Origin of the sequence: Alistipes sp. An116 (assembly GCF_002161005.1) — a bacterium.
In the GTDB taxonomy this organism is placed as follows: domain Bacteria; phylum Bacteroidota; class Bacteroidia; order Bacteroidales; family Rikenellaceae; genus Alistipes; species Alistipes megaguti.
The window spans coordinates 57,718-69,309 of sequence record NZ_NFLR01000006.1 but is presented as its reverse complement, the minus strand read 5'-3'; the positions used below and the strand labels follow the sequence as shown (position 1 = coordinate 69,309).

Genomic DNA, 11,592 nt, shown 5'->3' with positions numbered 1-11,592 from the left:
TTGGTTAATTGGTCGATTTTACAGGCGGCCCTCAGCAAGACCCGGCCGACAGGGCGGAATCCGCTCCCCGGGCCGCAAGCCGGATCCCTCGTGTCAGACCAGCCGCGAGGCAAGGATATGCAGCGGATGCTCGCAGGGCTTCGAGGTCGACATTTCGATCTGCCACTTGCAGGTCTCGCAGTCCGTGGCGACGATGTCGGCCCCCGAGGCCTCGATCTGCCGGAACAGCGGAGCTCCGATGGCCTGCGAGGCCTCGTAGTTCTCCTTCTTGAAGCCGTACGTGCCGCCGATGCCGCAGCACTGCGAGTCGAGCACCGTCACCTCGACGCCGGGAATCATCCGCAGCAGTTCGATCGAATAGTAGCTCCAGCCCATCTTCTCCATGTGGCACGGCGTGTGGTAGGCCACCCGCAGCGGCGTCGTATCCTTGAACTTCAGCTGCATGTCGCCCCGCTGGAGCAGACGGTAGATGTAGCGTGTGGCCAGCTCGATGTGGTCGCGCACGTCGGCATTCTCCAGTTCGAGCAGGTGGGGATACTCGTCGCGCAGCGTGAAGGTACAGGTCGACGAGGTGGTGATGACGTCCATGTTGCGCCCCTTGACCGACGTGCGAATCGACCGCAGGTTGGTCTCGGCCTGGCGCCGCGCCTGCTTGTAGAGGCCGTTCGAGATCAGCGCCACGCCGCAACACTGCTCGCGGTCGAGCAGCTGCACGCCGTAGCCCAGCGCATTCATGATCCGCAGCAGGTCCTTGCCCAGTTGCGGATTGTTGTAGTTGACGTAGCAGCCGTGGAAGTAGGCCACCTGGTGCGGGAAGGTCTCCTGCTCGGCGGCGGCATGTTTGCGGTACCACGACGTGAAGGTGCCGTGGGCGTACCTCGGGAAGATGCGCCGGTGGTCGATGCCCATCACCTTGTCCATCACCACGCGCACGGGCTTGAGCTTCACCGTGGCGTTGACGATCGGCGCAAAGGGGGTGGCCAGCGTGCCCACGAGGTCCGTATTGGCCAGCACGAAGTTCCGAAGCGAGGTGTTGTGCTGCGGGCCGTACTTGATGCGGGCCGCCTGGATGATGTCACCGATGCGCACGTTCGAGGGGCAGGCCACTTCGCAACGTTTGCAGTTCATGCAATATTTCAGCGCATTGTCGAAGAAGTCGGGGCGCTTGAGGCGCAGCCGTTCACCGTCGGGTCCGGCCTGCTTCGGGCCCGGATAGTCGGGATTCACCGCCGCAACGGGGCAGTACACCGTGCAGACCGTACACTTGATGCACTGTTCGAAATTGTTCTCACTGACGCTGTTCTGCTGTATGTTCATGGTCGTATAGCTTTTTATCGGATGGTCAATTCTTCAGAATGCGCTCCGCCACGTGGAGGGCCGAAAGGAGCGAAACACCCGCGCCGCACTCCTCCTGCACGGGATGGAAGCCCGAAAGACCGGCTCCGGCGCAGTAGAGATTTTCGAGCGCCGAGCCACTCTTCATGACCCGCAGACCGGCATCCGTGCGGACGCCGAAGGCCTGGTAGGCCTGACGGTCGAAGAAGCGGAGCGTATACCACTCCGAACGGCCGCCGGCGTAGACCGTATCGGCCCCGAAGACCGGTTCGACAATCCGGTCGGGCGTCGCCACCAGCCCCTTGCTGAAGAAGCTGCCCGTCGCCAGCACGAAGCATTCGGCCTCGAAGGGAATGTTGCCGTGGTTGGCCGTGAAGATCCGCCGCACGCGGCCCTGCTCCGTCTCGGCACGCAGCACGCTGTCGCCCAGAAAATACTCGCCGCCCAACGCCCTGAACCGGTGCTGCAGCGCCTGCTGGGCCCGGATGCCCGGAATCGACGGCGGAAGGGTGGGAAGCAGGTGGATCGGAGTGTCGACCCGCGACCGCAGATAGGCGAGCGAATCGTTGCGGTTCAATCCGATTACGGCCGGGACGATCAGGGCGTCGCATCCCTCGGACAACTTGCGCAGCGATTCGGAAAGCGCCTCCAGATTGGCTTCGCGGTCGAACACCCGGGCGATGTTGGCCGAACGCATCTCGCTCGGATTGCGCCGGATCTGCTCCAGATCGGGGTGATTGAAGTTGCCGAAACGGCACTCCACGCCCTGGCGATTGAACTCCTCGGCGATGAACTCCGGGTAGAAATCCAGAAAACCCTCGATGTTGGCGATGCATACGCGACGGAAGGGGAGGCGACCCGCCTCCTCCGTGGTCAGATAACCGTCGATGGTCAGCCACGTGGCCTTCGTCTTTCCGAGCGGCGTAATCCGGAAGTGGTTGCGGCGGCTGTCGCCCGCAACCGGGACGCCGGCCCGGCGCAGCAGCTCCGGAGCCTCCCCGGCATGGCGGGCGCAGGAGTCGGCGCCGATCACGGCATAGGGGTGCGTCGGGCACTGTCGGGCCAGCGTTGCGATGCCCGCCACGGGATCGCTGACCGCCGTGCCGTCGGGCAGGTGTCCCAACAGGTCGAACGACCCCGACGAAAAGTGAATGGCACTCTGTCCCTGCGAGACGATCGCACAGCGCTGTCCCGCTTCGGCCAGGCGGATGCCGCACGTCATGCCGGCCAGTCCGCCACCGATAATTACCGTATCGAATCTCATTTTGATGCTGTTTTTTCTTCGTCCGACAATCCGCAAACACTCTCGTAGACCCACGTCATGTATTCGCTTTCACGCAGCGTGTCGCCCCACGCAATGGGCTCCATGCCCTTCCAGCGCTCGTTCAGGAACGAAACCAGATCGGCCTTCGCCCGGCGGGCACAGATCGGGTCGCGACGCCCCATCAGACCCGCCGCCCGGCAGGCGCACAACTCGCCCTGACAGGTTCCCATTCCGATACGCGTCCGACGCCGCAGATCGATCAGGTTGTTCACCGAAAGGTTCTCCAGCGCGTACTCCACCTCGCCGATCGAGACCTCCTCGCATTCGCACACCAGGCTGTTCTGGATCGACGTGCGGCTGTCGATCTTCACGGCCAGATCGCCGTGGCGCGAAATCGACGAACGCCGCTGTGCCACGGGGCGGTTGCGCATCTTGCGGTCGACCTCCTCGCGGCTCTCCGTCGAGCCAGGCAGGGGAATCTCCGCCGTGCGGCACTTCTCGCCGTTGCCGATCTTCTTGCAGATGAGATCCGTGGCCCATTCGGCCATCAGACGGTAGGTCATCAGCTTGCCGCCCGTGATGGTGATGAATCCCTCGAGGCCGTCGCGCGTGGCGTGGTCCAGCAGCACGATGCCGCGGCTGACGGTGCGTCCGCTCGGGTCGTCGTCCGAGGCCACCAACGGCCGCACGCCCGCATAAGCCCGCAGAATGCGTGTCGTGGCCAATGCCGGAGCCAGCTTCTCACCCTCGCGCAGCAGCAGGTCGACCTCGTCGGGCGTGATGACCATGTTGTCGATCTGGTCGTAGGGGACCTTGCTCGAGGTGGTTCCGATGAGCGAGATCGTATCGCCAGGGACCAGAATATCGGCGTCGGCCGGCTTGCGGCAGCGGTTCAGCACCAGCTTGTTCACCCGGTGGCCGAAGATCAGCAGCGCCCCCTTGGCCGGGAGCATGCTGACCGTAATGCCCACCTTGGCGGCAATGCCGTGGCCCCAGATGCCGCCCGCATTGACCACCACCTGCGCGTAGAACTTCTCGGGACAATGGCGCCGGTGATCGTAGGCCTCGACGCCGACGATGCGGTCCTGTTCGCGAAGCAGCTCACGAACCTCGGTATAGGTGCGGATCTCGGCGCCGTGCGCCTTGGCATCAAGGATGTTCGACGAGGTGAGCCGGAAGGGGTCCACCGCACCGTCGGGAACCCGCACGGCACCGATCAGCGCCGGGTTGGCCGAAGGTTCGAGGCGCAGCGCCTCCTTCGGGTCGATGACCTCGGCGCGGATCCCGGCCCGGAGGCAGGCATCCACAAAAACGGACTGATATTCCAACCCGTCCTCGGGGAGTGAAATAAACAGTCCGTCGGTCTGTTCGACGCAATGCGCCGCTATTTTTCGCAGGATCATGTTTTCGCGGATACACTCCACGGCCGATTCGTGATCCGTCACGGCATATCGGGCGCCGCTGTGCAGCAGGCCATGATTGCGGCCTGTTGCGCCGGTTGCGATGTCGGACCGCTCCAGCAGCAGGGCCTTGATTCCACGCAACGAACAGTCGCGGGCAATTCCCGCGCCGGTGGCACCGCCTCCGATGATGATGACATCGTACGTATTGTCCATAGGTCGAAGAATTAAGTCATGACAAATATAAATACTTTTTTTCGAGGAAACAAAATAAAACGAAATAATTTTATTTCATTTTATTTCGAAAATAGCTTTGCAACTCTTCAATAGACCCCTTAATTCAGGTATTCAAAATAAAACAAAAGTATTTTACTTGTTTTGCGAAATAACCGGATTCCATTCGGAATTACGGTGCAGAAGCGATTTCCGCAAACCCGACCGGAGCGTTTCCGCCCGTCTTGCACCGGCTCACTGCATCGAAGTATATCCATATTTCACCAAAATTATTATCTTTGCACTCAAATTTCATTCCCGAACTCTCATCTGCAGCGATTACGCCCTCCCGCGAAACCGAGCGTGACGAAGACTCGGGAATGTGAAATCGGATCGATGCCTGCGACCACACCGGCCATGTGTTCGTCCTTACGGACGGCCATCCCGAATCCGTTCGAAGACTCCTTCCGCAAGGTATATATAATGTATGGCATCCGGCCCCGCATCAGATTCCGGATTCACAGAATCTCCTCGCGGCCAATCCGGACAACCAGGCGAAATGCCGCATTTGGAGAGTTTCGACGAAAAATTGACAAACGAACCGAACGGTGTTTCCCGTTATACGGAACAGAATCCAAACCTTAGATATGACACAGATAGAAGGATCCATTTCACAGATCGTCGGACCGGTGGTGGACGTGACTTTCCAGCCCGATTCACCGGATTTCCGGCTCCCGGCCATCAACGACGCCATGGAGATCCACCGCGACGACGGCCGCACGCTCATCGTCGAGGTCCAGCAGCACATCGGCGAGCACACCGTGCGCGCCGTTGCCATGGACTCCACCGACGGACTGCGCCGCCACATGAAGGCCGTCGCCCTGGGCCACCCGATTTCGGTCCCCACGGGCGACCAGATCAAGGGGCGTCTGCTCAACGTCATCGGCTCCGAGATCGACGGCATGAAGCCCCTCGACCGGACCCACACGCTGCCCATCCACCGCGAACCCCCGAAGTTTGACGAACTGGCCACCTCACAGGAGGTGCTGGCCACCGGCATCAAGGTCATCGACCTGCTCGAACCCTATGTCAAGGGCGGCAAGATCGGTCTTTTCGGCGGCGCCGGCGTGGGCAAAACGGTGCTCATCATGGAGCTGATCAACAACATCGCCAAGAAACACAACGGCTTTTCGGTCTTCGCCGGCGTGGGCGAGCGTACGCGTGAGGGCAACGACCTGCTGCGCGAGATGATCACCTCGGGCGTCATCCGCTACGGCGACGCCTTCCGCAAGAGCATGGACGAGGGACACTGGGACCTCTCGAAGGTCGACTACAACGAAGTGGCCAAATCGCAGGCCACACTCGTCTTCGGCCAGATGAACGAACCCCCCGGAGCCCGTATGTCGGTGGCCCTGTCGGGGTTGACCGCCGCCGAGTCGTTCCGCGACAGCAAGGAGGAGGATGCGCCCAAGGATATCCTCTTCTTCATCGACAACATCTTCCGCTTCACGCAGGCCGGATCGGAGGTATCGGCCCTGCTGGGCCGTATGACTTCGGCCGTGGGCTATCAGCCGACGCTGGCCACCGAAATGGGCCGCATGCAGGAGCGTATCACCTCGACCAAGCACGGTTCGATCACCTCGGTACAGGCCGTCTACGTGCCGGCCGACGACCTGACGGACCCCGCCCCGGCCACGACCTTCTCGCACCTCGATGCCACGACGGTGCTCAGCCGCAAGATCGCCGAGCTGGGTATTTATCCGGCCGTCGACCCGCTGGAGTCCACCTCGCGCATTCTCGACGCCAATATCGTCGGCGAGGAGCACTACACCACGGCCCAGCGCGTCAAGCAGATCCTCCAGCGCAACAAGGAACTGCAGGACATCATCGCCATCCTCGGCATGGACGAACTCTCGGACGAGGACCGGCAGACGGTCAACCGCGCCCGCCGTATCCAGCGTTTCCTCTCGCAGCCCTTCTCCGTGGCCGAACAGTTCACGGGTGTTCCGGGGCAGATCGTCCCGATCGAGGAGACGATCCGCGGCTTCCGCATGATCCTCGACGGCGAGGTCGACTACCTGCCCGAGCAGGCCTTCCTCAATGTCGGTACGATCGACGACGCCATCCGCAAGGGCGAAGCGCTCCTGGCCAAAACCAAACAGAACTGATTCACCGGTAAAAACAACGCATTATGATCCTGACCATTGTAGCTCCCGGCGGCACGTTGTGCAACACGACGACCGATCGGGTCTCGTTCCCGGGAACGGTGGGGCGCTTCACCGTCCTCAGAGGACACGCTCCGCTCATCGCGGGACTCGGCTGCGGAGAGATCGTCTATGCAGGCGAAGCAGGGGAGGTGCGTCTTCCGATCAAGAACGGATGCGTACGCGTCCATGAAGATCGGATCGAGGCCTGCGTCGAGCCGGCCGACGAATCGGTCACCAATAAAGAGGAGGTGAAACCATGATGAAGGCTTTTGCAAGAATCGCCGTGCTGCTCGCGCTGCTGATTCCGGCCGGAACCCTCCGTGCCGAAGAACAACAGCAGGAACCCGACATCAAGGCGATCGTTCTGGGACACATCGGCGACAGTTACGAATGGCACGTTCTCTCGACCGCCGGCGGCGAGTGGAGCATTCCGCTGCCGGTGATCGTCCACAGCCCCTCAAGCGGCTGGCACTGCTTCTCGTCGTCGCGGCTGCGCGAAGGCGCCGAGTACGAAGGGCTGCGCATCGCCTCGGAGGGCGAGCATGCCGGCAAGGTCGTCGAACGCCAGGCGGACGGTTCGGACCTGCGGCCGCTGGACCTCTCGCTGACCAAAACTGCCGCGGCCCTGCTGCTCAACAGCGCGATCCTGCTCTGCCTGGTGCTCGGTGTTGCCCGCTGGTACCGCCGCCACAAGGCCACGGACCGGGCTCCGAAAGGCTTCGTCGCCCTGTTCGAGATGCTCGTCTCGGGCATTATGGACAGCGTCATCAAGCCCTGCGTCGGCCCCAACTACCGCAAATTCGCCCCCTATCTGCTCACGGCCTTCTTCTTCATCTTCGTGAACAACCTCATGGGGCTGATTCCCTTCTTCCCGGGCGGCGCGAACGTCTCGGGCAATATCGCCGTGACGTTCATCCTGGCCCTGGCCACGTTCCTGGCCGTGAACATCTTCGGCACGAAGCACTACTGGAAGGACATTCTCTGGCCCGACGTTCCGGTCTGGCTCAAGGCCTTCCCGCTCATGCCGCTGATCGAGCTGGTGGGCATCTTCACCAAGCCCTTCGCGCTGATGATCCGTCTGTTCGCCAACATGTTGGCCGGACACGCCGTCATCCTCAGCCTGACGTGCGTGATCTTCGCCACGGCCGGCATGGGGGCCGTCATCAACGGTTCGATGAGCTTCGCCTCGGTCCTCTTCTCAATCTTCATGTACTGTCTCGAACTGCTGGTTGCCTTCCTGCAGGCCTACGTCTTCACGATGCTCTCGGCCGTCTTCATCGGACTGGCCCAGGAGCGACCCGAAAAGCATGCCGCCGAAACGGCCGACAACCACTGATCGCATACGAAAACGACTCACAAAACAAAAACTGATAAAAACTCAAACAGCTATGGAAAGTTTAGGTATTCTGGGCGCTGCAATCGGCGCAGGTCTGGCCGCCATCGGCGCAGGATTAGGTATCGGTAAAATCGGAGGTTCGGCCATGGAGGCCATCGGCCGTCAGCCCGAAGCCGCCGACAAGATCCGTACCAACATGATCATCATTGCGGCCCTGGTCGAGGGTGTTGCCCTCTTCGCCGTGGTAGTCTGCTTCCTGGCACTCTAATCCCAAAAATCGGTACGTGCCATGGGACTTCTGCAACCCGAATCGGGACTGCTGTTCTGGATGACGCTCGCCTTCGCGGTGGTCCTCGTCGTGCTGGCCCGCTACGGTTTCCCGGTCATCGTCAAGGCCATCGAGTCGCGCAAGGAGTATATCGACTCGTCGCTCGATGCCGCCCGGGAAGCCGAGCAGAAATGCGCCACGCTCGAGGCCCGCAGCCGTGAGATCATCAATGAGGCCGAGGTCCGGCGCAACGAAATCCTGCGGGAGGCCGACACCGAACGCAAACAGATTCTGGCCGACGCCCGTCAGAAGGCCGAAAGCGAAGGCGCCCGACTCCTCGAAAAGAGCCGCCTGCAGGCTGAAACCGAACGGACCGCCATCCTGGCCGATGCCAAACGGGAGATCGCCGCGCTGGCCGTGGCCATCACCGAACGCATGTTGCGCCAGGATCTCGACAACCGGGAGGCCCAGACGCAGCTGGCTTCGCGCCTGATGGAGGAGCTCGATCCGAAAAACCGCAAGACATGGACACCGGATTGATCGCCCTCCGCTATGCCCGGGCCCTGGCCGACTTTGCCGAACCGAAGGGTGAGATGAAACGGGTGGCCGAAGAGGCCGAAGCGTTCATCGAAGCCTACAACGGCAGCTTGGAACTCCGCGAGGTGCTCACCTCGCCGGTCCTGACGGCCGACGCAAAGCTCGATGTCGTGCGCAAGGCCTTCGATCACGAACTTTCGGCTTCGTTCGAAGGCTTCCTGCGGCTGGTCATCCGCCATCACCGCGAGAAGTGGCTCTGCCTCATGCTGCCGGCCTTCGTCGGCATCTACAAGCAGCGCTGCGGCATCGTCGACATGACGCTCACGACGGCCGCCGAGGTCGACGGTGAATTCGTCAACCGGCTCTCGGCCCAGGTCGGCATAGTCACGCACAGCCGCGAGGTCCGCGTCCACCGCAAGGTCGATCCGTCGCTCATCGGCGGCTTCCGCTTCCGCATCGACGACCGGCTGCTGGATGCCAGCATCGCCACGCAGCTTCGCCGCGTAGAACAGAAACTGGGCAGACTGCCCGAAAGAAAGATTTGAACATGAACAACAAAGAGAGAATAAAACCATCGGAAATCTCCGAAGTGCTCCTCTCCGAGCTCCAGGGGGTGGACCTCTCGGCACGGTATGCCGAGGTGGGCACCGTGCTGCAGGTCAGCGACGGCATGGTGCGGATCTACGGTCTGCAGAATGCCGAGGCCAACGAGCTGCTGGAGTTCGAGAACGGCATGCGCGCCGTGGTGATGAACCTCGAGGAGGACAACGTGGGTGCCGTGCTGCTGGGCTCGACCGACCGCGTCGAGGAGGGCGATCTGGTGCGCCGCACCGGTCGTACGGCCTCGATCCAGGTGGGCATGGGCATGCTCGGACGTGTGATCGATCCGCTGGGACAGCCGATCGACGGACTGGGCGAGATCGCGGGCGAACGCCTCGAACTGCCGCTCGAACGCAAGGCTCCGGGCGTGATCTTCCGCCAGCCGGTGACCGAACCCCTTCAGACCGGCATCAAGGCCATCGACGCCATGATCCCCATCGGCCGCGGACAGCGCGAGCTGATCATCGGCGACCGTCAGACGGGCAAGACCGCCATCGCCGTCGATACGATTCTGAACCAGCGTTCGAACTTCGAAGCCGGCGATCCGGTCTACTGCATCTACGTGGCCGTGGGGCAGAAGGCCTCGACGGTTGCCTCGCTGGTCGAGACGCTGCGGGCCCATGGCGCACTGGACTACACGATCATCGTGGCCGCCACGGCCGCCGATCCGGCCGCCATGCAGTACTTCGCCCCCTTTGCGGGTGCGGCCATCGGCGAGTTTTTCCGCGATACGGGCCGCCACGCGCTGGTGGTTTACGACGACCTCTCGAAGCAGGCCGTGGCCTATCGGGAGGTATCGCTCGTGCTTCGCCGCCCGTCGGGCCGCGAAGCCTATCCGGGCGACATCTTCTACCTGCACTCGCGTCTGCTGGAGCGTGCCGCCAAGATCATCGGCCAGCAGGAGGTTGCCGAGCAGATGAACGACCTGCCGGAATCGCTGCGCGGCAAGGTGCGCGGCGGAGGTTCGCTGACGGCCCTTCCGATCATCGAAACCCAGGCCGGCGACGTCTCGGCCTACATCCCGACCAACGTCATCTCGATCACCGACGGCCAGATCTTCCTCGATACGAACCTCTTCAACCAGGGCAACCGACCGGCCATCGACGTCGGTATCTCGGTATCGCGTGTGGGCGGCAGCGCCCAGATCAAGGCCATGAAGCAGGTGGCCGGAACGCTGAAGATCGACCAGGCGCAGTATCGCGAACTGGAGTCCTTCTCGCGCTTCTCGAGCGATCTGGACCCCGTAACGGCAGCCACGCTCGACCGCGGCCGCAAGAACACGCGTCTGCTCGTGCAGCCGCAGTACAGCCCGCTGTCGGTCGAGGAGCAGATCGCCGTCCTCTACTGCGGCACGCACGGACTGCTGCACGACATCACCATCGAACAGGTCCCCGAGTTCGAACACCTGCTGCTCGAACGGCTGCACACGACGGATATCCCCGAAGCGCTGCACAAGGGACAGCTCGACGAGGAGCTCGGCAAACGGATCGAATCGCTGGCCGCCAGTGTCACGACGGCCCTGAAGGCTAAAGCTTAAGGTCATGGCTGCGCTCAAAGAGATCAAGGCCCGGATCGCCTCGGTGGGCGGCACGCTGAAGATCACTTCGGCGATGAAGATGGTCGCATCGGCCAAACTGCACCACGTGCAGTCGGAGGCCGAGGCGCTGGCCGTCTACGAACGCCAGCTGGGCGCGATCACCGAGGCGTTGTTCCGCTATGCCGACGAGGAGCAGATCGAATCACCGCTGACGCTGCCCCACAAACTGCAGCAGCGGGCCGTCGTCGTGGCCGTGGCTTCGGACGGATCGCTCTGCGGAGGATTCAACGCCGAGGCCATCCGGCAGTTGGAACACACGCTCGAAGCGCTGCGCGGTGAGGGATTTCAGCAGATCGAGGTGTGGCCCGTGGGGGAGAAGATGCTGGCCCATGTCCGCAAGAGCGGCTTGACGTTCAACGACTCGTTCCACACCCTCTCGGGGCATCACGACTATGCGGGAGCGGTTCGCCTGGCCGACCGGCTGATGGAGGACTTCGAAGCGGGGAGAGTCGACCGCGTGGTGCTGGTCTACAACCACTACGCCTCGATGAGCCGCCAGACGCCCCGCAGCGAGACGCTGCTTCCGCTGGAGGCGCGTCCGGGCGAGGGGCAGACGCTTTCCGAAGCGGACTACATCTGCGAGCCGTCGCCCCGCGAACTGCTCCGTGAACTGCTGCCGCTCGCGGTCCGCACCCGCATGTACGAGGTGCTGCTCGACAGCGCCACGGCCGAACACGCCGCCCGTACGGTGGCCATGCAGACCGCCTCGGACAATGCCCAGGAGCTGCTCGACGAGTTGAAACTCTTCTACAACAAACAGCGTCAGCAGGCCATCACCAACGAGCTGGCCGACATCGGGCAGGCCGATTAGGCGCCCGAAAACGGGCTGCGCATC

The 11,592-nt window shown here is 62.5% G+C and carries 11 protein-coding genes; 8 read left to right on the top strand and 3 right to left on the bottom strand.

Going from position 1 to position 11,592, the window contains the following annotated elements; genetic code table 11:
- Window positions 1-93: 93 nt before the first annotated feature.
- Genes glpC through glpA form a run of 3 tightly spaced genes read right to left on the bottom strand, consistent with a single transcriptional unit; the run spans window position 94 to window position 4,215 of the window.
- Window positions 94-1,317, bottom strand: coding sequence for an anaerobic glycerol-3-phosphate dehydrogenase subunit GlpC (glpC, locus tag B5E60_RS05720; protein ID WP_087310208.1), 1,224 nt, complete (start codon window positions 1,315-1,317; stop codon window positions 94-96).
- Window positions 1,318-1,342: 25 nt separating this feature from the next.
- On the bottom strand, window positions 1,343-2,599 hold the full coding sequence (glpB, locus tag B5E60_RS05715; RefSeq protein WP_087310206.1) for a glycerol-3-phosphate dehydrogenase subunit GlpB: 1,257 nt from the start codon (window positions 2,597-2,599) through the stop codon (window positions 1,343-1,345).
- Entirely contained in the window at window positions 2,596-4,215 is a 1,620-nt protein-coding gene (gene glpA, locus B5E60_RS05710) for an anaerobic glycerol-3-phosphate dehydrogenase subunit A (RefSeq protein ID WP_087310204.1), read from the bottom strand. The genes glpB and glpA overlap by 4 nt, the downstream gene beginning before the upstream one ends.
- A 644-nt stretch (window positions 4,216-4,859) precedes the next feature.
- Between glpA and atpD the strand changes: the two genes are divergently transcribed.
- From atpD to atpG, 8 genes are read left to right on the top strand one after another with little or no spacing between them, the layout of a single operon-like run.
- Entirely contained in the window at window positions 4,860-6,380 is a 1,521-nt protein-coding gene (gene atpD / locus B5E60_RS05705; RefSeq protein WP_087310202.1) for a F0F1 ATP synthase subunit beta, read from the top strand.
- Window positions 6,381-6,403: 23 nt separating this feature from the next.
- Window positions 6,404-6,679, top strand: a complete 276-nt coding sequence (locus tag B5E60_RS05700) for a hypothetical protein (protein ID WP_087310200.1) — start codon at window positions 6,404-6,406, stop codon at window positions 6,677-6,679.
- Window positions 6,679-7,755 (top strand): F0F1 ATP synthase subunit A, encoded by a 1,077-nt coding sequence (gene atpB / locus B5E60_RS05695; RefSeq protein ID WP_087310399.1) that lies wholly within the window; start codon window positions 6,679-6,681, stop codon window positions 7,753-7,755. Before B5E60_RS05700 ends, atpB begins: the two co-directional genes overlap by 1 nt.
- Window positions 7,756-7,807: 52 nt before the next feature.
- Complete coding sequence (atpE, locus tag B5E60_RS05690) at window positions 7,808-8,023, top strand: ATP synthase F0 subunit C (protein ID WP_087310198.1); 216 nt, start codon at window positions 7,808-7,810, stop codon at window positions 8,021-8,023.
- 21 nt (window positions 8,024-8,044) lie between these two features.
- Complete coding sequence (gene atpF / locus B5E60_RS05685; RefSeq protein WP_087310196.1) at window positions 8,045-8,563, top strand: F0F1 ATP synthase subunit B; 519 nt, start codon at window positions 8,045-8,047, stop codon at window positions 8,561-8,563.
- Window positions 8,548-9,105: an ATP synthase F1 subunit delta gene (gene atpH / locus B5E60_RS05680; RefSeq protein ID WP_087310194.1), complete on the top strand. Its 558-nt coding sequence runs from the start codon at window positions 8,548-8,550 to the stop codon at window positions 9,103-9,105. The genes atpF and atpH overlap by 16 nt, the downstream gene beginning before the upstream one ends.
- Window positions 9,106-9,107: 2 nt before the next feature.
- Complete coding sequence (gene atpA, locus B5E60_RS05675) at window positions 9,108-10,697, top strand: F0F1 ATP synthase subunit alpha (protein WP_087310192.1); 1,590 nt, start codon at window positions 9,108-9,110, stop codon at window positions 10,695-10,697.
- A 4-nt stretch (window positions 10,698-10,701) separates the two neighbouring features.
- A complete protein-coding gene (gene atpG / locus B5E60_RS05670; RefSeq protein WP_087310190.1) occupies window positions 10,702-11,568 on the top strand; it encodes an ATP synthase F1 subunit gamma in 867 nt (288 codons plus the stop codon).
- The last annotated feature ends 24 nt before the right edge of the window (window positions 11,569-11,592 follow it).

What these genes read in the sequence shown, in the direction of transcription:
- atpF (WP_087310196.1), top strand. Translation starts at nt 8,045, where the DNA reads ATGGGACTTCTGCAACCCGAATCGGGACTGCTGTTCTGGATGACGCTC.
- B5E60_RS05700 (WP_087310200.1), top strand. Translation starts at nt 6,404, where the DNA reads ATGATCCTGACCATTGTAGCTCCCGGCGGCACGTTGTGCAACACGACG.
- glpB (WP_087310206.1), bottom strand. Translation starts at nt 2,599, where the DNA reads ATGAGATTCGATACGGTAATTATCGGTGGCGGACTGGCCGGCATGACG.
- atpH (WP_087310194.1), top strand. Translation starts at nt 8,548, where the DNA reads ATGGACACCGGATTGATCGCCCTCCGCTATGCCCGGGCCCTGGCCGAC.
- atpD (WP_087310202.1), top strand. Translation starts at nt 4,860, where the DNA reads ATGACACAGATAGAAGGATCCATTTCACAGATCGTCGGACCGGTGGTG.
- atpE (WP_087310198.1), top strand. Translation starts at nt 7,808, where the DNA reads ATGGAAAGTTTAGGTATTCTGGGCGCTGCAATCGGCGCAGGTCTGGCC.
- atpG (WP_087310190.1), top strand. Translation starts at nt 10,702, where the DNA reads ATGGCTGCGCTCAAAGAGATCAAGGCCCGGATCGCCTCGGTGGGCGGC.
- glpA (WP_087310204.1), bottom strand. Translation starts at nt 4,215, where the DNA reads ATGGACAATACGTACGATGTCATCATCATCGGAGGCGGTGCCACCGGC.
- atpA (WP_087310192.1), top strand. Translation starts at nt 9,108, where the DNA reads ATGAACAACAAAGAGAGAATAAAACCATCGGAAATCTCCGAAGTGCTC.
- glpC (WP_087310208.1), bottom strand. Translation starts at nt 1,317, where the DNA reads ATGAACATACAGCAGAACAGCGTCAGTGAGAACAATTTCGAACAGTGC.
- atpB (WP_087310399.1), top strand. Translation starts at nt 6,679, where the DNA reads ATGAAGGCTTTTGCAAGAATCGCCGTGCTGCTCGCGCTGCTGATTCCG.